18 protein-coding genes are annotated in these 22,006 nt (G+C 64.1%); 6 read left to right on the forward strand and 12 right to left on the reverse strand.

The features are described from left to right. Window positions 1–130 precede the first annotated feature (130 nt). The 5 genes from ntrC to glnA all read right to left on the reverse strand — a co-directional run bounded on the left by ntrC (window position 131) and on the right by glnA (window position 5,570). On the reverse strand, window positions 131–1,564 hold the full coding sequence (ntrC, locus tag P7A97_RS01995) for a nitrogen regulation protein NR(I) (protein ID WP_277688245.1): 1,434 nt from the start codon (window positions 1,562–1,564) through the stop codon (window positions 131–133). Beyond that, a complete protein-coding gene (glnL, locus tag P7A97_RS02000) occupies window positions 1,561–2,643 on the reverse strand; it encodes a nitrogen regulation protein NR(II) (protein ID WP_277688246.1) in 1,083 nt (360 codons plus the stop codon). Before glnL ends, ntrC begins: the two co-directional genes overlap by 4 nt. 182 nt (window positions 2,644–2,825) lie before the next feature. Beyond that, the gene (locus tag P7A97_RS02005; RefSeq protein ID WP_277688247.1) at window positions 2,826–3,449 is read right to left on the reverse strand and encodes a DUF4124 domain-containing protein; all 624 of its coding nucleotides are present in this window, start codon (window positions 3,447–3,449) and stop codon (window positions 2,826–2,828) included. A gap of 15 nt (window positions 3,450–3,464) precedes the next feature. Continuing rightward, window positions 3,465–4,016: a DUF4124 domain-containing protein gene (locus P7A97_RS02010; protein WP_277688248.1), complete on the reverse strand. Its 552-nt coding sequence runs from the start codon at window positions 4,014–4,016 to the stop codon at window positions 3,465–3,467. Between the two features lie 147 nt (window positions 4,017–4,163). Continuing rightward, window positions 4,164–5,570, reverse strand: coding sequence for a glutamate--ammonia ligase (gene glnA / locus P7A97_RS02015; protein ID WP_277688249.1), 1,407 nt, complete (start codon window positions 5,568–5,570; stop codon window positions 4,164–4,166). Between the two features lie 334 nt (window positions 5,571–5,904). On the opposite strand from glnA, the gene thiI reads away from it, so the two are divergent. After that, window positions 5,905–7,362 carry a tRNA uracil 4-sulfurtransferase ThiI gene (gene thiI / locus P7A97_RS02020; RefSeq protein ID WP_277688250.1) on the forward strand — a complete coding sequence of 486 codons (1,458 nt, stop codon included), beginning with the start codon at window positions 5,905–5,907 and terminating at the stop codon, window positions 7,360–7,362. A 130-nt stretch (window positions 7,363–7,492) separates the two neighbouring features. Then, window positions 7,493–9,310, forward strand: coding sequence for a translational GTPase TypA (gene typA, locus P7A97_RS02025; protein WP_277688251.1), 1,818 nt, complete (start codon window positions 7,493–7,495; stop codon window positions 9,308–9,310). A 54-nt stretch (window positions 9,311–9,364) separates the two neighbouring features. Here typA and P7A97_RS02030 read toward each other — a convergent pair whose 3' ends face one another. Both P7A97_RS02030 and P7A97_RS02035 read right to left on the reverse strand, forming a co-directional pair. Continuing rightward, the gene (locus P7A97_RS02030; RefSeq protein ID WP_277688252.1) at window positions 9,365–10,240 is read right to left on the reverse strand and encodes an EamA family transporter; all 876 of its coding nucleotides are present in this window, start codon (window positions 10,238–10,240) and stop codon (window positions 9,365–9,367) included. 9 nt (window positions 10,241–10,249) lie between these two features. Continuing rightward, window positions 10,250–10,864 carry a nitroreductase family protein gene (locus P7A97_RS02035; protein WP_277688253.1) on the reverse strand — a complete coding sequence of 205 codons (615 nt, stop codon included), beginning with the start codon at window positions 10,862–10,864 and terminating at the stop codon, window positions 10,250–10,252. A gap of 104 nt (window positions 10,865–10,968) precedes the next feature. Here P7A97_RS02035 and P7A97_RS02040 point away from each other — a divergent pair, with 104 nt between their 5' ends. The 4 genes from P7A97_RS02040 to P7A97_RS02055 all read left to right on the forward strand — a co-directional run bounded on the left by P7A97_RS02040 (window position 10,969) and on the right by P7A97_RS02055 (window position 18,045). Continuing rightward, window positions 10,969–11,868, forward strand: coding sequence for a LysR family transcriptional regulator (locus P7A97_RS02040; protein ID WP_277688254.1), 900 nt, complete (start codon window positions 10,969–10,971; stop codon window positions 11,866–11,868). A gap of 235 nt (window positions 11,869–12,103) precedes the next feature. Then, window positions 12,104–14,164 (forward strand): methyl-accepting chemotaxis protein, encoded by a 2,061-nt coding sequence (locus tag P7A97_RS02045; protein ID WP_277688255.1) that lies wholly within the window; start codon window positions 12,104–12,106, stop codon window positions 14,162–14,164. A gap of 74 nt (window positions 14,165–14,238) precedes the next feature. Further along, window positions 14,239–15,996 (forward strand): phosphoethanolamine transferase CptA, encoded by a 1,758-nt coding sequence (cptA, locus tag P7A97_RS02050; RefSeq protein ID WP_277688256.1) that lies wholly within the window; start codon window positions 14,239–14,241, stop codon window positions 15,994–15,996. A 147-nt stretch (window positions 15,997–16,143) separates the two neighbouring features. Next, window positions 16,144–18,045, forward strand: coding sequence for an autotransporter domain-containing SGNH/GDSL hydrolase family protein (locus tag P7A97_RS02055; protein WP_277688257.1), 1,902 nt, complete (start codon window positions 16,144–16,146; stop codon window positions 18,043–18,045). Here the strand turns inward: P7A97_RS02055 and P7A97_RS02060 are convergent. The 5 genes from P7A97_RS02060 to P7A97_RS02080 form a co-directional block, all read right to left on the reverse strand. Continuing rightward, on the reverse strand, window positions 18,017–18,811 hold the full coding sequence (locus tag P7A97_RS02060; RefSeq protein ID WP_277688258.1) for a DNA-binding domain-containing protein: 795 nt from the start codon (window positions 18,809–18,811) through the stop codon (window positions 18,017–18,019). The two genes, P7A97_RS02055 and P7A97_RS02060, sit on opposite strands and share 29 nt — an antisense overlap. After that, the gene (locus tag P7A97_RS02065) at window positions 18,802–19,632 is read right to left on the reverse strand and encodes a DUF692 domain-containing protein (RefSeq protein ID WP_277688259.1); all 831 of its coding nucleotides are present in this window, start codon (window positions 19,630–19,632) and stop codon (window positions 18,802–18,804) included. Before P7A97_RS02065 ends, P7A97_RS02060 begins: the two co-directional genes overlap by 10 nt. A gap of 50 nt (window positions 19,633–19,682) precedes the next feature. Then, on the reverse strand, window positions 19,683–19,940 hold the full coding sequence (locus P7A97_RS02070) for a hypothetical protein (RefSeq protein ID WP_277688260.1): 258 nt from the start codon (window positions 19,938–19,940) through the stop codon (window positions 19,683–19,685). Between the two features lie 129 nt (window positions 19,941–20,069). Then, window positions 20,070–21,353: a C4-dicarboxylate TRAP transporter large permease protein DctM gene (dctM, locus tag P7A97_RS02075; protein ID WP_277688261.1), complete on the reverse strand. Its 1,284-nt coding sequence runs from the start codon at window positions 21,351–21,353 to the stop codon at window positions 20,070–20,072. Further along, complete coding sequence (locus P7A97_RS02080; protein ID WP_277688262.1) at window positions 21,350–21,982, reverse strand: TRAP transporter small permease; 633 nt, start codon at window positions 21,980–21,982, stop codon at window positions 21,350–21,352. The genes dctM and P7A97_RS02080 overlap by 4 nt, the downstream gene beginning before the upstream one ends. Window positions 21,983–22,006 lie beyond the last annotated feature (24 nt).

A 22,006-nucleotide genomic window follows, 5' to 3' on the forward strand; every position in this document is an offset into this window, starting at 1 on the left:
GCTGGTGGTGGCGCAGAGGTTTGAGAGGAAGTGCGTAGGAGAGGTGGACGCAGTTTGCCTGCGTGCCGCTGTTGCTGGAGAGCAGAGAGCAGTGATCCCGGCGTTGCGCCGGGCTCACGGGCTCACGGGATCAGTCGTCGCCGTCGTCGTCGTCGCCGCCATCGACCTTCATGCCCAGCTCCTTGATCTTGCGGGTCAGGGTATTGCGGCCCCAGCCCAGCAGTACGGCGGCATCGCGGCGGCGCCCGGCGGTGTGCTTGAGGGCCGTCTCGATCATGATCCGCTCGAAGGCCGGTACGGCGCTGTCGAGCAGGCTGGACTGGCCGCGCGCCAGCGCCTGGTCGGCCCACTGGCGCAGGCCCTGCTCCCAGTTGGTGGCCGGGGCGTTTTCCTGCGGCTGGGTCAGCAGTTCCGGTGGCAGGTCATCGACATGCACCTCGCGCCCGGAGGCCATCACGGTGATCCAGCGGCAGGTGTTCTCCAGCTGGCGTACGTTGCCGGGCCAGGGCAGGTGCTTGAGGTAATCCTCGGTCTCGCTCTTCAGCAGCTTGGGCTCCACCGCCAGCTCCTGGGCGGCCCGGGCGAGGAAGTGGCGGGCCAGGGTGGGGATGTCCTCGCGGCGATCGGCCAGGCGCGGGATATGGATACGGATCACGTTGAGGCGGTGGAACAGGTCCTCGCGAAACTTGCCGGCCTGCACCAGGGATTCGAGGTTCTGGTGGGTGGCGGCGATGATGCGCACATCAACCTTGACCGGCGTATGGCCCCCGACCCGGTAGAACTCGCCATCGGCCAGCACGCGCAGCAGGCGGGTCTGGGTGTCGGCCGGCATATCGCCGATCTCATCGAGGAACAGGGTGCCGCCGTCGGCCTGCTCGAAGCGCCCGCGGCGCTGGTTGGCGGCGCCGGTGAAAGCGCCTTTCTCATGGCCGAACAGCTCGGACTCCATCAGGTCCTTGGGAATCGCCGCCATGTTCAGCGCGATGAACGGCGCCGCCGCGCGTGGGCTGTGACGGTGCAGGGCGTGGGCGACCAGTTCTTTACCGGTACCCGACTCGCCGTTGATCAGCACGGTGATATTGGAGTGGGAGAGGCGGCCGATGGCGCGGAACACCTCCTGCATCGCCGGTGCTTCACCGATGATTTCCGGAGTACGGCTCAATGCCGCCGGGGCTTCCAGGCCCTGCTGCTCCTGGGCGTGCTGGTTGGCGCGCTTGACCAGGGATACGGCCTCGTCGACGTCGAACGGCTTGGGCAGGTACTCGAAGGCGCCACCCTGGTAAGAGGCGACCGCGCTGTCCAGGTCGGAGTGGGCGGTCATGATGATCACCGGCAGGCGCGGGTGCAGGTCACGGATCTGCGCCAGCAGGTCGAGGCCGCTGGCACCGGGCATGCGGATGTCGGAGATGATCACGTCCGGCTGCTGGCGGCTCAGCTTGCTCAGCACGCCGTCGGCGCTGTCGAAACTCTGGGTGGTCATGCCCTCCTGCTGCAGGGCCTTTTCCAGCACCCAACGGATGGAGCGGTCGTCATCGACGATCCAGACGGTTTCACTGCGGCTCATGTGTGCATGGCTCCTTGTTCCAGCGGCAGGAAGATCGAGAACACGGTATGGCCGGGATGGCTCTCGCACTCGATCAGGCCCTGATGCTGACTGATGATGTTCTGGGTGATGGCCAGGCCCAGTCCGGTGCCATCCGGACGACCACTGACCATGGGGTAGAAGATGGTTTCCTGCATGTCCTGCGGAATACCGGGGCCGTTGTCGATGATCTCCATCTTCACCACCAGGCGGTGGCGGGTGTGGCCGATGGTGAACTGGCGCAGGGTGCGCGTGCGCAGGCTGATGCGGCCCAGGCGCAGGTCGCTCTGTGCAGACAGCGCCTGCAGGGCGTTGCGCACGATGTTGAGGACGGCCTGGATCATCTGCTCGCGGTCGATCAGCACGTCCGGAATGCTCGGATCGTAGTCGCGCACCAGGGTGATGCTGCCCTGGCTTTCGGCCTCGATCAGACTGGCGACGCGCTCCAGCACCTCGTGGACGTTGGTCATTGCCAGTGACGGCAGCTTGTTCGAGCCGAGCATGCGGTCAACCAGGTTACGCAGGCGGTCGGCTTCCTCGATGATCACGTTGGTGTAGTCGCGCAGGCCCTCGTTGGGCAACTCGCGGGCCAGCAACTGGGCCGCGCCACGGATGCCGCCGAGCGGGTTCTTGATCTCGTGGGCCAGGCCGCGGACCAGCAGCTTGGTGGTCTCCTGCTTGGACAGCTGCGCCTCTTCCTTGGTGATGCGCAGCAGGCGGTCGCGCGGGTGTACTTCCAGCAGCAGCAGGGTCTTGCCGGCGCTGAGGATCGGCGTCACGGCATAGTCGACGGTCAGCGTCTGGCCATTGAGCGCGGTGAGCATGGCCTCACGCTTGGTGAACGGATGGGCGTGCTCAACGGCCTGGCGCAGCGAGCTGAGTGCTTCCGGTGATTCGGTGAACAGTTCGCTGATGAACTGGCCGTGGCTACGCTGGCCGCTGACTGCCAGCAGCATTTCCGCCGCCGGATTCATGTACTCCAGGCACAACTCGGCGTTGAGCAGGATGGTGGCGGTGGTCAGGTTGTCCAGCAGTAGGCGATGCAGTGCGTCGTTGATCATGGCAGGGTCCTGGCAATGGGCAGGAAAATGCAAGAAGCAAACCAAAGCCCCGAAAAGACGCGTGGTTTTTGCTGCAGGCGCGGGTCAGGCCATGTTTCGGCGCAGCTGCTGGCGCTGCGAGTGAACCAAAACAGGGAGAGCATAGATCTCGGTGCATTCTTATGCACCGATTTGGTGCCTGATCAAATGAAGGGCACGAAGGGGATGTCTCTGGGTTCTTTGGGTTTGTCTGCGATCGGGCACTCCGGGCGTACGCCCCAGTCGCCTTTTTTGCACGGATTGGTGCGGCGTTTCTCGGCCAGCGAGATGCGTTTCATGTGAAAGGGTTGGCTGGGCGTGCGTTCGACGATGCGGCCCTGACTGTCGATGATTTCCACGGAAATCTGGTGGGTGCCGCGGTCGATGTTTTCCAGCGGGAATACCGGGCTGCGGCCAGTCTCACCGGAGGGTTGGCCGTCCAGGATCAGGCGGAAGCTATGCCCAGCGTGCAGGGAAGGGTCGCTGCTGGCAGTGACGATCAGGTTGCCGGCCGGATCGCGAATGGTGGCATCGGGCTCGGGCACCAGGATGCGCAGCACGTCATAGGCCGGCTCGACCCGTGTGGTTGGGTAGGCCGGTATGGCGGCTGGCGGAGCCTGAGTGGGCGCCATTTTATTACTCGGTGCAATCTCCACCCGCTGGGCCTTTTCCGAGGGCGGCTGGTCGGTGAACACCCGGTTGCCCTCGGCGTCGATATAGGTGTAGACCCCGGCGTGTGCGGGCAGGCAGAGCAGGCCAACTAGCAGGCAGAACAACAGGCGGGGCATGGGGCTCCTTGGTGATCAGGGCGTGCGGGGTGTGGGTTTGGGGGGCGTGACGCGTGCCGGGCTGTTGGTGCTGATGCGCTGCACGGTAAAGATCACCGGTGCGCTCTGTTGTACCTGGCGTTCACCGCTGAGTACTTCTACAGCCAGACTATGTTCGCCACGGTCGACATTGACCACCTGCAGGCGCGGTACGTTGCTCGGTTGGCCGTAGGGTTGGCCATCCAGCAGCAGGCGTAGCCGATGCCCCGGCATCAGGCGTGGAACGATGTTGACGTTAACGCTGAAGGTGCCGTTGTTGGCACGCAGGGCTTCTTCGCTGGGCAGGTCGGTCAGCTCCAGCGCCTGGTAGGGTGGGCCGCTGGCCTCGGGCTCTGCCGATTGCGCTGGAACGACGGGCTTCTGTGATTCCACCGTATTGGTCGGCGGCAGGCTCACGGCTTCCGTGCTCTGGCCTTCCGGTGGCTGGTTGGTGAACACAGTGTTGCCGTTGGCATCGGTGTATTTGTAGATCTGGGCGGCGGCCGGCAAGGCCAGGGCGCAGAGCAGGCAGGCAGTAAGCAGGCGCATCGTCAGGCTCCTGAGTGATCCTGCGGCAAGAGTTGCATCGCAGCTGCGGGTTGGCAAGCGGCGCGGCGGTGGGGCGTGGTCTGGTGCAACAAAATGGCAGAAAAAAAGAGGCCTCCCGAAGGAGGCCTCTTTACTAACCGCGATGGATTAGACGCTGTAGTACAGGTCGTATTCCAGCGGGTGTACGAAGGTGCGTACTTTGATTTCTTCTTCGGACTTCAGCTCGATGTAGGCATCGATGAAGTCGTCGGAGAACACGCCGCCCTTGGTCAGGAACGCACGGCCCTTGTCCAGCTCTTCCAGCGCTTCCTTCAGGCTGCCGCATACCTGCGGGATGTTGGCAGCTTCTTCCGGCGGCAGGTCGTACAGGTTCTTGTCGGCAGCATCGCCGGGGTGAATCTTGTTCTGGATACCGTCCAGACCGGCCATCAGCAGTGCAGCGAAGGCCAGGTACGGGTTGGCAGCCGGGTCCGGGAAGCGCGCTTCGATGCGGCGGGCTTTCGGGCTGGAAACGTACGGGATACGGATCGAGGCGGAACGGTTGCGAGCCGAGTAGGCCAGCATGACCGGAGCTTCGAAGCCCGGCACCAGACGCTTGTAGGAGTTGGTGGACGGGTTGGTGAAGCCGTTCAGGGCCTTACCGTGCTTGATGATGCCGCCGATGAAGTACAGGGCGGTGTCGGACAGGCCGGCATAGCCTTCGCCAGCGAAGGTGTTCTTGCCATCTTTGGAGATGGACATGTGCACGTGCATACCCGAACCGTTGTCGCCGTACAGCGGCTTCGGCATGAAGGTAGCAGTCTTGCCGTAGGCGTCGGCCACGTTGTGTACGCAGTACTTCAGGGTCTGAACTTCGTCAGCCTTGGCCACCAGGGTGTTGAACTTCACGCCGATTTCGTTCTGACCGGCAGTGGCCACTTCGTGGTGGTGCACTTCAACGACCAGGCCCATTTCTTCCAGGGCGTTGCACATGGCGGTACGGATTTCGTGGTCGTGGTCGACCGGCGGAACCGGGAAGTAGCCACCTTTGACGGCCGGGCGGTGACCCTTGTTGCCGCCTTCGACGTCGCCGTCGGTCATCCAGGCAGCCTGTTCGGAGAAGATCTTGAACATGGAGCCGGAGATGTCGGACTTGAACTTCACTTCGTCGAAGATGAAGAACTCAGGCTCCGGGCCGACGAATACGGTGTCACCGATACCGGTGGTCTTCAGGTATTCCTCGGCGCGCTTGGCGATGGAGCGCGGGTCACGGTCGTAGCCTTGCATGGTGCTCGGCTCGATGATGTTGCAGACGATGATGACGGTCGGCTCTTCGGTGAACGGGTCCAGCACGGCGGTTTCGTCGACCGGCTGCAGGATCATGTCGGAGGCTTCGATGCCTTTCCAGCCGTGGATGGAGGAGCCGTCGAACATCTTGCCGTGCTCGAAGAAATCTTCGTCCAGGGCGTCACGGGCCGGCATGGTCACGTGCTGCTGCTTGCCCTTGGTGTCGGTGAAGCGCAGGTCAACCCACTTCACGTCGTGTTCTTTGATCAGTTGAATCGCCTTCGACATGCTGTCCTCCAGGTGGAAAGGAGACAGGCACTTACCTGTCTCCGAAAAATTGGCGTAAGGCCGGGCGCGATAGTCGGCCAGACCTGACTGCCTCACAAGGGAGCAAATTGCGTGCCAGTGCCCCGGAATGGGCAGAATGGCTGCGGCGCAAGGGTGGCGGGGGCTGAGGCGTTTTTTTGAGCGCTTTTATGCACTTATCTGGTGCTTTAAAAAATCATTAGGCGCCAAATTGGTGCATTAAACCTGCTTTTGCGGTTTTTGGTTAAAGCTTGAGCAATTTCCGCTATAATCCGCGCCCCTGTTTTTTGGCCTAGCTCCCGGCGCCCGTTTTCCCATGAAACTCATCGTCAAACCCTTCGCGGAAATCACCATCAAAAGCCGGCCGGTGCGCAAGCAGTTCATCCGCCAGCTGGCCAAGAACATCCGCACGGTGCTGCGCGATCTGGATCCGGCGCTGGACGTGCAGGGCGAGTGGGACAACCTTGACCTGATCAGCCAGGTCAGCTCACCGAAGGTGCAGGCCGAGATGTTCGAGCGCCTGCGCAACACGCCGGGCATCGCCCACTTCCTCGAAGTGCACGAATATCCCTACGTCGATTTCGATGACACCTTCGAGAAATGCCGTGCCCATTTCGGTGCGCAGATCGCCGGCAAGGTGTTTGCCGTGCGCTGCAAGCGCGCCGGCAATACCCATGACTTTTCCTCGGTGGAGCTGGCCACCCATGTCGGCAGCCGCCTGCGCCGCGAGTGCGGCGCCGCGGGTATCGACCTGAAGAAGCCCGAGGTCGAGGCGCGTTTCGAAGTGCGCTACGACCGTTTGCTGATCGTCCACGCCCAGCACGAAGGCCTGGGCGGCTACCCGCTGGGCTCGATCGAGCAGACCCTGGTGCTGATGAGCGGCGGCTTCGATTCGACCGTGGCCGCCTACCAGATCATGCGCCGCGGCCTGCTGACCCACTTCTGCTTTTTCAACCTCGGTGGTCGTGCCCACGAACTGGGGGTAATGGAGGTGGCGCACTACCTGTGGCAGAAGTACGGCAGCTCGCACCGCGTGCTTTTTATTAGTGTGCCGTTCGAGGAAGTGGTCGGCGAGATCCTCTCCAAGGTCGACAACAGCCAGATGGGCGTGGTGCTCAAGCGCATGATGCTGCGCGCTTCCAGCCGTATCGCCGAAGAGTTGCACATCGATGCTCTGGTCACCGGCGAGGCGATCAGCCAGGTCTCCAGCCAGACCCTGCCAAACCTCTCGGTGATCGACTCGGTCACCGACACCCTGGTGCTGCGTCCGCTGATCACCGCGCACAAGCAGGACATCATCGACACCGCCACGGCCATTGGCACCGCCGAGTTCGCCAAGAATATGCCCGAGTACTGCGGGGTGATCTCGGTCAACCCGACTACCCGTGCCAAGCGCGGCCGCATCGAGCATGAAGAAAGTCTGTTTGATATGGCCGTGCTCGAGCGCGCCCTGGAGCGCGCCACGCGAGTGACCGTGGACAAGGTCATCGACGAGCTGGGCCAGGATGTGCAGGTCGAGGAAGTGGCCGAGGCGCTGGCCGGGCAGATCATTATCGACATCCGCCACCCGGATGCCGCCGAGGACGAGCCGTTGGAGTTGCCGGGCATCGAGGTACAGCCTCTGCCGTTCTATGCGCTGAACAACAAATTCAAGGAACTGGATGAGACTCGCCAGTACCTGCTGTATTGCGACAAGGGCGTGATGAGTCGCCTGCATGCTCACCATTTGCTCAGTGAGGGGCATGCCAATGTGCGCGTCTACCGCCCACGCTAGAACCACGCGCCTGCTGGCCGAGGTACGCCGCCGGCGGCCTCCCGACCCGCGCCTGACGTAATCGCCTATTCACAACGGCCAGGCAGACTGCCAGGCCATAGCTTTCAGAATCCTCAATCGAGACGACATCGTGATCGAAAAACTACGCAACATCGCCATCATCGCCCACGTCGACCATGGCAAGACCACCCTGGTAGACAAGCTGCTGAAGCTCTCCGGCACCCTCGACCGCAAAGAAGCGGAATCCGAGCGCGTGATGGACTCCAACGACCAGGAAAAAGAGCGCGGCATTACCATTCTGGCGAAGAACACCGCCATCAAATGGAACGGCTACAACATCAACATCGTCGACACCCCCGGCCACGCCGACTTCGGCGGTGAGGTTGAGCGCGTGATGTCCATGGTCGACTCCGTGCTGCTGGTGGTCGACGCCCAGGACGGCCCGATGCCGCAGACCCGTTTCGTGACCCAGAAGGCGTTCAAGGCCGGCCTGCGTCCGATCGTGGTGGTGAACAAGGTTGACCGTCCGGGCGCGCGTCCGGACTGGGTCATCGACCAGATCTTCGACCTGTTCGACAACCTCGGCGCCACCGACGAGCAGCTGGACTTCCCGATCGTCTACGCCTCGGCCCTGAACGGCATCGCCGGCATGGACCACGAGAAGATGGACGACAACATGGATGCCCTGTTCCAGGCCATCATCGACCACGTACCGGCCCCGGACGTTGACGTCGACGGCCCGTTCCAGATGCAGATCTCCCAGCTGGACTACAACAGCTTCCTCGGCGTGATCGGCATCGGCCGCATCGCGCGCGGCAAGATCAAGGCCAACACCCCGGTGGTGGCCATCAGCGACGACGGCTCTAAGCGCAACGGTCGTATCCTCAAGATCATGGGCCACTCCGGCCTGCAGCGCGTGGAAGTGGCCGAAGCCGAAGCCGGCGACATCGTCTGCGTCTCGGGTATGGACGAGCTGTTCATCTCCGACACCCTGTGCGACCCGCAGCACGTCGAAGCGCGTCCGCCGCTGACCGTCGACCAGCCGACCGTGAGCATGACCTTCCAGGTCAACGACTCGCCGTTCGCCGGTAAGGAAGGCAAGTTCGTCACCAGCCGCAACATCAAGGACCGTCTGGACAAGGAACTGCTGCACAACGTGGCCCTGCGCGTTGACGCTGGCGACTCCGCCGAGAAGTTCAAGGTTTCCGGTCGTGGTGAGCTGCACCTGTCGGTCCTGATCGAAACCATGCGCCGCGAAGGCTTCGAGATGGCCGTGGGCCGTCCGGAAGTGGTGATCATCGAGAAGGACGGCGAGAAGCAGGAGCCGTACGAGAACGTCACCATCGACATCGAAGAACAGCACCAGGGTGCAGTGATGGAGCAGATGGGTCTGCGCAAGGGCGATCTGACCAACATGATCCCCGACGGCAAGGGCCGTATTCGCCTGGAATACACCATTCCGGCGCGTGGCCTGATCGGCTTCCGTAACAACTTCCTGACCCTGACCTCGGGCAGCGGCATCCTGACCTCGACCTTCAGCCACTACGGCGCGATCAAGGCCGGTGAAGTCAGCAACCGCCAGAACGGCGTGCTGGTCTCGATGGCCACCGGTACCGCGCTGACCTACTCGCTGGAAACCCTGCAGAGCCGTGGCAAGCTGTTCCTGAGCCCGGGCGACGAGATCTACGAAGGCCAGCTGGCCGGCATCCACAGCCGTGACAACGACCTGGTGATCAACCCGACCAAGGGCAAGAAGCTCGACAACATGCGTGCTTCCGGCAAGGACGAGGTCATTGCCCTGGTTCCGCCGATCAAGTTCACCCTCGAGCAGGCGCTGGAATTCATCGCCGATGACGAGCTGGTGGAAGTGACGCCGAAGTCGATCCGTCTGCGCAAGAAGATGCTCAATGAGAACGACCGCAAGCGCTACGAGCGCAGCAAGGTCTAAGTCTCGCGCAGTGAATGAAAGCCCCCGGCGGAGTGATCCCCGGGGGCTTTTTCTTTAGCGGTGCAGCAAAGCGCTTTGGGGCGCTACGCGTTGAGCGAGCTGGCCGAGCCAGACGCTGCCCAGTACGACGAGCATGCCCAGTAGCTGCAGCGGGCTGAGGCTCTGCTGCAACAGCCCCCAGCCGAGCAGTACGGCACTGACCGGGCTGAGGAAGCCCAGCGAGGACACTGTCGCCGGTTCCAGGCGGGCGATGCCGCGGAACCACAGCAGGTAGGTGAAGGCGGCGCCGATCAGGCTCAGGTAGGCGATGCCGGCCAGGTTGGCCAGCGACAGGCTCGGTGGCGTCGGCTCCAGCAGCAGAACCAGGGGGATCAGCAGCACGCCGCCAGCCACCAGTTGCCAGGCGGTGAAGGTCAGGGTCGAGGTCGGCGGCTGCCAGCGACGGCTGAGCACCACACCCAGCGCCATGGATAGCGCACTGAGCAGGCCAGCGGCGATGCCGAGCGGGTCCAGTGTCGCCTGAGGTGTGAGCACCAGTAGCGCTACGCCGAACATTCCCGCCAGCGCGCCGACGATGGCCAGGCTGCGGATGGGCGTGCCCAGGCTCAGGCGGGCCAGCCCGATCACCAGCAGCGGCTGCAGGGCGCCGAGGGTGGCGGCGACCCCGCCGGGCAGGCGATAGGCGGCGACGAACAGCAGGCTCCAGAACAGCGAGAAGTTCAGCGCGCCGAGCAGGAATACGCGGCCCCACCAGCGTCCCTGTGGCAGCTGGCGCACCAGCACGAGCAGCAACAGGCCTGCCGGTAGGGCGCGCAGCAGGGCCATGGTCAGCGGATAATCCGGCGGCAACAGCAGCGTGGTGACCACGTAAGTGCTGCCCCAGATCGCCGGGGCAAGGGCGGTGAGCAGAAGATCGGTCGAGCGGCTCATGACGTTACCTCAGGCGAGTTCGAGAATCTGCTGCAGCGGGCGGCGCGGTTTCTGCGGCCAGTTGCCGGGTGCGGCGCGGCCCATGGCGACCAGCATCACCGGGATTTCGTCGGTACCCAGACCGAAGTGGGTGGCGACGGCCGGGGCGTCGAAGCCGGTCATCGGGCAGGCGCCGAGGCCCAGCGCCTGGCCGGCCTGCATCAGTGTGGCGGCGGCGAGGGTGGCACTGCGTATCGCTTCATCACGTCGTGCCCGTGGCGAGTCGGCGTACAGCTGCTTGGCGGCCTGCTGCCAGCTGCTGGGCATGTTCGCCGGCATGAAACCGGCCTCGACCGAAGGCTGCAGGCGCGCCGGTAGCTGGTCGGTATCCGGCAATACGCCGCAGAGGATGAAAGTCACGGCGGCCTCGCTGACCTTGGGCTGGTCCCAGGCCAGCTGGCGCAGGCGCTGTTTGGCGGCGTCGCTGCGCACGGCGATGAAGCGCCAGTTCTGCAGGTTGAAGGCGCTGGGCGCGCGGCTGGCCCAGCCGATCAATTCGTGGATGGTCGAGTCATCCAGACGGGCCTGCGGGTCGAAACTGTTTAGGGAGCTGCGTTGGGCGATGGCTTCGAGTAGTGGATGCATGGGGTGACACCTGTCGAGTGGGATTGAGGACAGGCTAATTCGTCACTCCAGGATTGATAATCGACGTTAATATTAACGATCTATTTACTCAGAGTGTTGAATGCATGGACCGCTTTACGGCCCTTAATGTCTTTCGCCAGGTGGTCGAGCTCGGCAGCTTTGCTGCCGCTGCGCGTCAGTTGAACCTGTCGCCGGCTGCGGTGAGCAAGAACATCAACGAGCTGGAGGCGTATCTGGCGGCGCGCCTGCTCAATCGCACCACGCGGCGACTGAGCCTGACCGAGGCGGGTAGTCGCTATTACGAGCAGGTGGCGCGGGTGCTCGATGACCTGAGCGAGGCGGACCAGTCGCTGGGGCCGCTGCAGCAGCAACCGAGCGGCACGCTAAGGGTCAGCGCGCCGATGTCATTCACCCTGGTGCGCCTGGCCGAGCTGGTACCGCGTTTTCTCGAACGCTACCCGCAGTTGTCGCTGGACCTGCAGCTGGAGGATCGGCGCGTCGACCTGATCAAGGATGGCTTCGACCTGGCGCTGCGCGGCAGCGATCGCCTGGAGGACTCCAGCCTGGTGGCGCGCCAGCTGACCACGCTCAACCATGTGTTGTGCGGCTCGCCCGAGTATTTCCGACGTCATGGGGTGCCATCCGAACCGGATGACCTGCGCCGGCTGGAGTGCGTGCAGTTCACCTTGTCCGGGCATGCCACTGAGTGGGTGTTCCAGCGTGGCGAAGAGACGCGCCGGATAGCGGTACACGGGCGCTACCGGGTCAACTCCAGCCTGGCACTGTGTACGGCGTTGCGCGGCGGGCATGGCGTCAGCCTGGTGCCAGAGCTCTATGTGCGCGAAGACCTGGCCGCCGGGCGTCTGCAGGCGGTGCTGAAGGAGTGGCAGATGGTGCAGACGCAGCTCTATGCCATCTATCCGACGCGCCGTTACCTGCAGCCCAAGGTGCGGGCATTTGTCGACTTTCTGGTGCAGGAGCTGGGGCGCGATTCAAGCGTATAGCCTCACGCGCGGTTGCCCTCGTGTGCGTGCGACCTTCAACGTGACGCCTTTTCGCACCTCGATGGCGCAATGCTTCTATCGTTAACCCTGTGAAGTCAGCCAGTCTTGCGTAACCCTCCGGCGTCCTGGCCTGGTGCGCGCGACGATTGGCGGATAGCTGCAAACTGCGAGGTGCGTGGCTCGGCATTTGCTAGTCCAGACCTTTCGCAGTTTCGTCCGATTCAGGAGTTCGACGATGAATGCGCTGTTGCTGCCCGGGGTGGGAGCCCTGGAAAAATTCAGCTTCGCCCGCAAGTTCCAGCTGCTGGCGCTGCTGTTCCTGCTGCCGCTCGGCTACGCTGCCTGGTCGATTGGCGACAACTACCTGGGCAAGCTCGAGGTGGTCGATAGCGAGCACTCCGGGGTGATCCAGTTGCAGGCGCTGGACCGTGTCGAGCGAGCCCTGGTGGAGCAGCGCAACCTTACGGCCCGCTGGAAGTCCACCGAGCGTGGCCGTCAGGCCACGGATGAAACCCAGGCCGCCATGGCCCGCCTGCAGCAGCGCGAGAGTGATCTGGACCAGGCGCTCGACCAATTGCAGCAGACCCTCACGGACGAGGGCGCCAGTGAACCGCTGCTGAACAGCCTGCAGGCCCTGCGCGGGCAGCGCGACGGCTTGCGCGCCCAGGCCCTGAGCAGCGTCGGCTGGTGGCCGGATGCCTACGACCGCTACAGCCTGGCTCTGCAGCAGCTCAACGTGCTACGCGAGTTGGTGGCGACCGAGAGCGGGCTGATTCTCGACCCCTGGCTGGAAACCTATCTGCTGATGCAATTGGCCACCCAGGATGCGCCGCGCCTGCAGCAGCAACTCGGCGTGCTCGCCAGCGTCGGTCAGGGCGCGGTGGCGGCCGGGCAGTTCAGCCTGCAGAGCCGTCTGCAGCTGCGGGAAATTCGCAGCGCCACCGGCGTCTCGCGCCAGCAGCTGGGCAAGCTCGGCGAGCGCCTGCGGGACGAGCTGCCGAAGTCCTTGTCCAGCTGGATGCAGAGCTATGCGCAGAGCCTTGAAGCGCTGGATGCCTGGCTCGCCGAACTGGATCAGAAAATGTACGGCGATGCCGGCCTGACGCTCGACGTGGCGGCGTTCGAGCAGGGCATGGACGGTGCGCATCGCCAGGTCGAGCAGTTGCAACAGGCCACCCTGCAGGCGCTCGATCAGCGCTTGCTGCAATATCGCAGCAAGGCGCTGCAGGCACTGATTCTGACCCTCAGCGCCTTCGGTGTACTGGTACTGTTGGCACTCTATGCCCTGGCCTGCCTGCAGGCGTCGATCCGCGGCAGCAGCTGGCGCATCACCTCGCTGGCGCAGTCGTTGCGCGATGGCGATCTGCGCCGCCATGTGTCTGTGCACGGCAAGGATGAGCTGGCCCTGATCGGCGCGGCCTTGAACGATGCCGTGGCGCAACTGCGGGGATCGCTGCAGGGTGTCAACCGTGAGAGCGCCGAACTGAGCGACACCGTGCTGGTGCTCGGTGACGAGGCGCAGCGTGCTCTTGCCGCCGTGGAAGCACAACAGCAGCAGGTCAGCCAGATCGCCGCAGCCGCCACGCAGATGGCGGCCACCGCGCAGAGCGTGGCGGAGAACTGCGAGATGGCCGCGCAGGATGCCAGCCAGACCCGGCAGATTGCCGAGCAGAGCAACCAGCGCAGTCAGCAGACCACCGCCAGCATGCATCAGCTGACCGCGCGGCTGGGCGACACGGCTGCCGCGCTGGGCGAACTGCGGGAGCAGGCGCAGCAGATCGACAGGGTGGTGGATGTGATCAAGAGCATCGCCGAGCAGACCAACCTGCTGGCGTTGAATGCCGCCATCGAGGCTGCCCGCGCTGGCGAGGCCGGCCGCGGCTTTGCCGTGGTCGCCGACGAGGTGCGTTCGCTCTCGCAGCGCACCCAGGAATCGACCCGCGAGATCAGCGCCACGGTCGAAGCCCTGCAGCGTGTGGTGCTGCAGTCCGTCGAGCTGATGCAGGCCGCCTGCGGCCAGGCCGAGGTCGAGGCCGGCTCGGTGACCGAGTTGGGCGAACACCTGGGGCAGATTGCCGGTGCCGTGCAGCGGGTCAGCGACATGCTTACCCAGATCGCCGCCGCCGTGGAGCAGCAGGCAGCCACGGCCGAGGAGGTCAGCGGCAATATCCAGCGCGTCGACCAGGCCGCCTCCGAGCTGTTGCAGGGGGCGCAGACGGTACATGGCGTGGCTGACCGCCTGGGGCAGGGCAGCCGCAGTCTGGCGCAAAATACCGCGCACTTTCATCTGGAGTAGGGCCTGGCGGCTTGACGCTTTTTTAACAATGGCCTAGGCACAGTGGCGTGGTTTTCTCTCATGGGTGAGCCGCGATGACCACTGTGCAAACTCCTGCCGGGCGTGCTGGCCGGGTCGACTGGGCCGGCCTGGGCTGGGCCTTCCTGTTTTTCTGGTACTTCTCCGGCGTGACCCAGGGGTTGATCCAGCTGACCGGCACGGCCGGTTTTACCGGCTTTCGCCAGGCTTTTCTCTTGAGCAGCCTGTGGCTGATCCCGCTGCTGCTGTTCCCCGCGCGGGCACGTCTGCTGGCTGCGCTGATCGGCGTGCCTCTGTGGCTTTGCTCGCTGGCGGCGTTCGGTTACTTCCTGATCTACGGTCAGGAGTTCTCGCAGAGCGTCATCTTCATCCTCTTCGAGTCCAACCTGAGCGAAGGCAGCGAATACCTGGCGCAGTACTTTGCCTGGTGGATGGTGCCGGTCTATCTGGCCTACGGTCTCGGTGCCTGGCTGCTGTGGCGCAAGGTGCGCCCGGTCTATCTGCCGCGTCGTGCGGCGCTGCTGGCCAGTGTGGCGTTGTTCACCCTTTCGCTGGGCTACCCCGCGATCCGCCAGTTCATCAAGCAGGATGATCCCCGCAGCGCTTTCGATCACTTTGCCGCACGTCTGGAGCCGGCCACGCCCTGGCAGTTGCTGGTGGGCTATCAGCAGTACCGCAGCCAGTTGGCCAATATGCAGGACCTGCTCGATGGCGCCAGCAAGATCGCCCCACTGACCGCGTTGCAGGATGCCCATGCGGGGCAGCCGGCGACGCTGGTGCTGGTCATCGGCGAGTCGACCAACCGCCAGCGCATGAGCTTGTATGGCTATGCTCGCGAAACCACGCCGGAGCTGGACAAGCTGCGCGACCAGTTGCAGCTGTTCGATAACGTGGTCACGCCGCGGCCCTATACCATCGAGGCCCTGCAGCAGGTGCTGACCTTTGCCGATCAGCAGCACCCGGATGCCTACCTGAAGACGCCGTCGCTGGTCAGCCTGATGCAGCAGGCCGGTTATCGCACCTACTGGATCACCAACCAGCAGACCATGACCAAGCGCAACACCATGCTCACCACCTTCTCCAAGGAGGCCGACGAACAGGTCTACCTGAACAACAACCGCGAGCAGAACGCCCGCCAGTATGACGGTGATGTGCTCGACCCCTTCGCCAAGGTGCTGGCTGATTCCGCGCCGCGCAAGTTCATCGTGGTGCACCTGCTCGGTACTCACATGAGTTATCAGTATCGCTATCCGCCTGAGTACGAACGTTTTACCGACCGCAGCGGCGCGCCGGCGCATGTCACCGATGACCAACTGCCCACCTACAACAGCTACGACAATGCGGTGCTGTACAACGACTTCGTGGTGTCCAGCCTGATCAAGCGCTTTGCCGCCACCGACCCCAACGGTTTCCTGTTGTACCTGTCCGACCATGGCGAGGCGGTGTTCGATGCCGCCAAGCCCGAGGTGCTGGGACGTAACGAGGCGGCGCCGACCAGCCCGATGTACACCATTCCTTTCATGCTCTGGCAGTCACCCAAGTGGCAAGGCAGGGACTATCGCTTTGCCCAGCAGCGTCCCTACAGCAGTGCCAATCTGATCCATACCTGGGCCGAGCTGGCCGGGCTGAGCTTTGCCGAGCTGGACTCCAGCAAAAGCCTGGTCAGCCGTGACTTCAAGCCGATGCCGCTGCTGATCGGCGACCCGCACCAGCCGCAGAACCTGATCGACTTCAGCCTGATCAAGCCGAAGGCCACCACGGCGGGCGGGCTGGTCCTGCAGGCGCCGGTAGACGGCGGCGTACACCCTCTGTGAACCCGCACTGTGCCGGGGATTAGCTCGGTGCGGGTGCTGTCAGCCTTAGTAGGTAATTTGCGTGGAGTGATCGTGCGTTCTCGTTGTTCTGTCCATAAAGTCGCGGCGGCGTAGCCAACACAACAAGAACAATCGGGGACACTGATCATGAAGCGAGTTTTGACGCCGCTGGCGCTCGCCTGCCTGCTGGCAGGCCCCTCTTCGATTCATGCCGCGGCTTACAGCGGCATGGTGGTATTCGGCGACAGCCTGAGTGATGCCGGACAGTTCGCCATCGGTAGCAATCCGATTCGCTTCACCACGCAGACCGGGCCCTCCTACAGCTACTTCTCCACTGAAGCATTCGGCAGCTCCTCACCGATGCTGATAGGGGAGGGGCTTGGTCTGGGCCAGCAAACAGCCTCCACCAGTGCCCTGCGGCAGAGCCAGGGGCTGGCCGACGGTGACAACTGGGCGGTCGGTGGCTACACCACTGCACAGATCTATCGCTCCATTACTCAGCCAGGTGGCTCGGTCGTCGCTTCCGGTGGTGTTCCGCTGCGTACCCGTGATGGCTATCTGGCCGGTGGGCGCGTGGCGAACTCCGACACGCTTTTCTACGTCAATGGCGGCGGTAACGATTTCCTGCAGGGGCTGGTGGTCAGCGTACCGACGGCCGAGGCCGCTGCTGTTCGGCTGGGCGATTCGCTGCGCGCGCTGCAGGCTGCCGGCGCTCGCTACATCATGACGCCGTTGTTGGTCGACGTACCTAACCCGAGCACGGGCGGAGCGTTCAACCAGGCCCAGTTCGCCTTGTCGCAGGCCTACAATGCCGAGCTGGTGCGGCAGATGGCGAGTGTCGACGCCGAGGTGATTCCGCTCAACGTACCGCTGCTCTATCGCGAGGTGCTGGCGAGTCCGGCTGCCTTCGGCTTTGATGCCCGGCAGAACCTGCAGGGAACCTGCTTTTACGCAGCTGCAATTACCGGTGCCACGGGTTGCCAAAACGCGACCTGGGGCTCAACGAGTGCGACACCTGATCCAAGCAAGCTGATCTATGCCGATCTGGTGCACCCGACTACCGCGATGCAGCAGATCCTCGCTGACCAGGGCTTGTCGATTCTGGCTGCACCTTGGGAAGTCAGTCTGTTGCCGCAGGCCGCCGATACCGCGCTGGATAACGCGCGCGCCAAGCTCCAGCAGCAGTGGCTAGGCGACTGGGGCCGCTGGCAGGCGATCGGGCAGTGGCGTGGCTTCGCGGATGGCGGCGTCAGCCGTAGCGACTTTGACGGTGCCGATACCAGTGCCGAAGGGGATGGCAAAGGCAAGACCCTGAACCTGGGCGCCAGCTATCGTCTGGATCAGGACTGGCGCCTGGGCTTGGCGCTGGCGGTGGAGGATCAGGATCTGGAGCTGGGGGCGCGGGATTCCGAATACGGTCTGCGCAGCTACCTGGCCAGTGCCTTCGCTCAGTATGACGATGGCCAGCTGTGGGGCGACCTGACGTTAAGCGCAGGCTACCTGGACTATCACAGCCTGGAGCGCCGCTTCGCCCTGGGTATCACTACCCGTACCGAAGAAGGGGATACCGATGGCCAGACCTTGGCGATCGGAGGTCGGCTGGGTATCGACCTGGCGGCGACCGAGCGTCTGCGTTTGCGCCCCTTCATCAGTGCCGACTACGCCCACACCGAGGTCAACGGCTATCGCGAGAGCGGCGCCAGCTCTACGGCGCTCAGCTATGACGACCAGACACTGGAGTCCAAGCGACTGGGGGTTGGCCTGCAGGCCCGTTTCGCCCTGGCGGCCGATGCTGAGTTGTTCGGCGAGATCGCCCGTGAGTACGAGTTCGAGAATGATCAGCAGGACGTGGAGATGCAGCTGAACAGCGTCTCCGGCCTGGACTTTGAGCTCAAGGGCTACGAGCCGGATGCTGATGTCACCCGTGCCACCCTCGGCCTGCGCCAGCAGCTGGCCAAGGATCTGGCCTGGCAGCTGGGTTACAGCTACCAGCACAGCGGCGATGACGATCAGCACGGCATCAGCCTGGGGCTGGTGCTCGACTGGTAACCAGCAGGCTGTCCTGCAGCCACTGCTTGAGCCAGCCTGCGGCCAGGGCTGGCGCCTGTTCGCCGTGGCGGCTCAGGCTCTCGCACAATTCGGCAAAACTGGCGCCGCCCAGCAGGTATTGCAGGGCGGCGCCTTCTTGTTGGCTTGCCGTTCGGTAGCGACATATCCGCGCCTGGCGCCAAACCAGGCACCACTCTTCGGTGGCCAGCGGTTGGCTGCCGGGGAATTCAGCGTCTTCCTTCACCGCGCGCCACAGCGCCACGCTGTTGTAGCGGCAAGGCAGGCGCTGCAGGCTGGGGTGGGCGGCGAACTTCAGTGTCGGCCAGTGCTCGGCCGGTAACGCGGCAACCTGCTCCAGGCTCAGCGCCTCGGCATCGGCCGCGTCGAAGGCCAGGGTAAAGGCCCACTCCAGGCGGGCCAGCTCTGCCAGTGGTGCGGCCTGCTCGGCGATCAGGTGCTGTTCGATAAAGCCCGGCAGTTGCTCTCCCAGCCAGCGCAGGCTGTAGTGACGCGGGGGATGCTCGCGCAGGTAGGCGAGCATCAGTGTGTCGAACGCCTCATCGCCGAGCCAGGCGTGCGCGGCGGGATAGTCGTCGCGCAGGGTTTCCAGCAGGCGTGCGCGGTAGGCGTTGTGGTAGATGGCCAGGCCACGGGCACCGCTGAGGGTCGGGCCGTCGCGTAGCTCCGGCAGCAGCGCGTGCATGGCCTGCGGGTCGTCGCCGAGCAGGTAGCGCTCCAGCTCGCGCTGCCAGTCGTTCAGGCGCATCGGGCCTCCTGCGCGCTGGCAGCAATACGCCGGGCCTGCTGCAGCTCATCCAGCAGCTCGCTGAGCGGCGGCAGCTGGTCATCGCGCTCCAGTAGGGTGGACACCGGGCCGAGGTGTTCGAGGGTGCGGCGATAGAGCTGCCACACTGGGTCGGCCACCGGATGGTCGTGGGTGTCGATCACGTAGTCGCCGTAATCGCTATGCCCGGCCAGGTGCAGCTGGCGGATGTTCTGTGGCGGCAGTGCGCGGATGAAGTCCCAGGGCTCGAAACCCTGGTTGCGGGCGCTGACATAGACGTTGTTGACGTCCAACAGCAGCTGACAACCGCTCTCGGTACTGAGGGCGGCGAGAAAGTCCCATTCGCTGAGGGTCGAGCTGGCCGGCTGTACGTAGCTGGAGAGGTTCTCCAGCACCAGGGGGCGTTCGAGGATGTCCTGCACCTGACGTACGCGCTGGACCACATAGGCCAGGCTCTCCTCGTGGTAGGGCAGGGGCAGCAGGTCGTGTAGCTGGTGGGCGTTGCCCCGGGTCCAGCACAGGTGGTCGGAGACCCAGGCCGGCTGCACCCGCTCGATCAGCCGTTTGAGACGCTGCAGGTAATCGCGGTCCAGTTCATGGGGGCCACCGATGGACAGCGACACGCCATGCATCACCAGTGGGTAGTGTTCGCCAATGGCGTCGAGGTAATAGAGGGCCTTGCCGCCCTCGACCAGATAGTTCTCGGAGATGACTTCGAACCAGTCCACCGCCGGGCGCTGGTCGAGGATCTCCTGGTAATACTGGCTGCGCAGGCCGAGGCCGTGGCCGAGATAAGGTCGCATGCAACTCTCCGTCGGTGGCGGGCCGGCCGGCGGCACGGCCCGCCGCTGCATCATTCGCCGACGGTACCGCCCGCAGCGTCGCACTCGGCCTTGGTCATGGCCTTGAAACCGTGGCCTTTGCACACTGCCTGGCCCTTGCAGGCGTTTTCCGCGGTCTTGCAGTCGTTCTGCCCCTTGCAGGAGGTCACGCCGTAGCAGTGCACCTGGGCTTCTTCGGCAACCACCTGGGTCGGCAGGCTGGCGAACAGGCCGGCGGCGGCCAGGGCCAGGGCGGCGCCGGTCATGGCGGAAGCGGTCTTGTGAGTCATGGTCTGTTCCTCTCAGTGGGCCGGCCGGATGCCGGACATCACACTAGAGTCGGTCGCCCGAAAGGCGTTACAGCGCGTGCAAAAAAAAGCCCGGCATAAGGCCGGGCAAAGTTGCTGAGTAGCTCGGGGTCAGTTCATGCCGATCCAGTTGGGCAGGGCCAGGGAGATGAAGGGCACGTAGGTGACCAGCATCAGGAAGGCCAGCAGGATCATCAGCCACGGCAGGGCCGCGCGGATGGTGGCGGTCAGCGGCATGCCGGTCACCGCGGAACTGACGAACAGGTTGAGGCCCACCGGCGGCGTGACCAGACCGATCTCCAGGTTGACCACCATGATGATGCCCAGGTGGATCGGGTCGATGCCCAGTTGGGTGGCGATCGGGAACAGAATCGGCGCCAGGATCAGGATGATCGCCGAAGGCTCCATGAAGGCGCCGGCGATCAGCAGCACGATGTTCACCACCAGCAGGAAGGTGATCGGCGTCAGGCCGGCCTCGATCACCCAGGCGGTGATCTGCTGCGGTAGCTGCTCGGTGGTCAGTACGTGGGCGAAGAGCATGGCGTTGGCGATGATGAACATCAGCATGATGCTCAGCTTGCCGGACTCCAGCAGCACCTTGGGCACTTCAGTGACGCGCAGATCCTTGTACACGAACAGGGCGATGAAGGCCGAGTACACCGCGGCCACGGCGGCGGCTTCGGTCGGGGTGAACATGCCGGAGTAGATGCCGCCGAGGATGATCACCATCAGCAGCAGACCCCAGATCGCCTTGCGTGCGGCACCGAGCCATTCGCGCAAGGTGGCGCGCGGCAGGGCCGGCAGGTTCTTCTTCACCGCCACGATGTAGATCGCCACCATCAGCGTCAGGCCGAGCAGCACGCCCGGCACCACGCCGGCCATGAACAGCTTGCCCACCGAGGTTTCGGTGGCGGCGGCGTAGACCACCATGACGATCGACGGCGGAATCAGAATGCCCAGCGTGCCGGCGTTGCAGACGATGCCTGCGCCGAACTCCTGCGGGTAACCGGAACGCACCATGCCGGCGATGGCGATGGAGCCGACCGCGGCCACTGTGGCCGGCGATGAGCCGGACAGCGCGGCGAACAGCATGCACGCCAGCACCGCAGCAATCGCCAGGCCGCCACGGATGTGGCCGACGCAGGCGTTGGCGAAGTCGATCAGGCGACGGGCCACGCCGCCGGTGGTCATGAAGGCGCCGGCCAGCAGGAAGAACGGAATCGCCAGCAGGGTGTAGTGCTCGCTGGTCTCGAACAGCTTGATCGCCAGCGAGCGCACCGAGTCGGGGCTGAAGAAGATGATGGTCAGCGAACCTGCCAGGCCAAGGGAAATGGCGATCGGCACGCCGATGAACATCAGCAGGAACAGCATGAAGAACAGGAACAGCACGGTCATGGCTTGTGCTCCTCATGCTCGGACAGTTTGACGGCTTCGGCGGCCTCGTCGGCCAGGCCCAGGCCGGTCTGCTGGCCGCGCAGGATGCGCACCAGAATCTCGGCAAAGCGAATGAACACCAGGGCAAAGCCCAGCGGAATGATCAGGCCGATGTGCCACTGCATGATGCCGTAGTGGCCCAGGTCCTCGGCGCCGATGGCGGCGGTGAACAGGGTCTGCACCCATTCGAAGCTGGCCACGCTGATCAGTCCGGCATAGCCCAGGCAGCACAGGCAGGCGATCACGCCGATCACGCGCTGAATGTGTTTGGGCGCCAGCTTGACCAGCGCATCCACACCGATATGGCCGGCGGTGCGCACGCCATAGGCCAGGCCGAAGAAGATCAGCCAGGCGAACAGAGCCTTGGTCAACGCACTGCTCCAGGTCATGGCCTGGGCGGCTTCGAGAATGGTGTCGCCAATGGCGAACAGCAACTCGCTTGCCCCTTCCCAGCGGTCGGCCAGGTTGTAGAACAGGGTGTAGAGGTTGTTGAGGATGACGTAGACGAAAGTCACCAGCGTCATGGACCCCAGGAGGAAGGCGATGAAGGCCTCCTCGAAGTGATCCCAGAGTCGCCGCAAGGCAGTCATGTTGGGTTCTCCAGCGTGATGGGC

Origin of the sequence: Pseudomonas sp. GOM6 (genome assembly GCF_029537485.1) — a bacterium.
Classification (GTDB): domain Bacteria; phylum Pseudomonadota; class Gammaproteobacteria; order Pseudomonadales; family Pseudomonadaceae; genus Aquipseudomonas.

Coding starts and splice junctions, on each gene's coding strand:
- ntrC (WP_277688245.1), bottom strand. CDS start 1,564: ATGAGCCGCAGTGAAACCGTCTGGATCGTCGATGACGACCGCTCCATC.
- glnL (WP_277688246.1), bottom strand. CDS start 2,643: ATGATCAACGACGCACTGCATCGCCTACTGCTGGACAACCTGACCACC.
- P7A97_RS02005 (WP_277688247.1), bottom strand. CDS start 3,449: ATGCCCCGCCTGTTGTTCTGCCTGCTAGTTGGCCTGCTCTGCCTGCCC.
- P7A97_RS02010 (WP_277688248.1), bottom strand. CDS start 4,016: ATGCGCCTGCTTACTGCCTGCCTGCTCTGCGCCCTGGCCTTGCCGGCC.
- glnA (WP_277688249.1), bottom strand. CDS start 5,570: ATGTCGAAGGCGATTCAACTGATCAAAGAACACGACGTGAAGTGGGTT.
- thiI (WP_277688250.1), top strand. CDS start 5,905: ATGAAACTCATCGTCAAACCCTTCGCGGAAATCACCATCAAAAGCCGG.
- P7A97_RS02030 (WP_277688252.1), bottom strand. CDS start 10,240: ATGAGCCGCTCGACCGATCTTCTGCTCACCGCCCTTGCCCCGGCGATC.
- P7A97_RS02035 (WP_277688253.1), bottom strand. CDS start 10,864: ATGCATCCACTACTCGAAGCCATCGCCCAACGCAGCTCCCTAAACAGT.
- P7A97_RS02040 (WP_277688254.1), top strand. CDS start 10,969: ATGGACCGCTTTACGGCCCTTAATGTCTTTCGCCAGGTGGTCGAGCTC.
- P7A97_RS02045 (WP_277688255.1), top strand. CDS start 12,104: ATGAATGCGCTGTTGCTGCCCGGGGTGGGAGCCCTGGAAAAATTCAGC.
- cptA (WP_277688256.1), top strand. CDS start 14,239: ATGACCACTGTGCAAACTCCTGCCGGGCGTGCTGGCCGGGTCGACTGG.
- P7A97_RS02055 (WP_277688257.1), top strand. CDS start 16,144: ATGAAGCGAGTTTTGACGCCGCTGGCGCTCGCCTGCCTGCTGGCAGGC.
- P7A97_RS02060 (WP_277688258.1), bottom strand. CDS start 18,811: ATGCGCCTGAACGACTGGCAGCGCGAGCTGGAGCGCTACCTGCTCGGC.
- P7A97_RS02065 (WP_277688259.1), bottom strand. CDS start 19,632: ATGCGACCTTATCTCGGCCACGGCCTCGGCCTGCGCAGCCAGTATTAC.
- P7A97_RS02070 (WP_277688260.1), bottom strand. CDS start 19,940: ATGACTCACAAGACCGCTTCCGCCATGACCGGCGCCGCCCTGGCCCTG.
- dctM (WP_277688261.1), bottom strand. CDS start 21,353: ATGACCGTGCTGTTCCTGTTCTTCATGCTGTTCCTGCTGATGTTCATC.
- P7A97_RS02080 (WP_277688262.1), bottom strand. CDS start 21,982: ATGACTGCCTTGCGGCGACTCTGGGATCACTTCGAGGAGGCCTTCATC.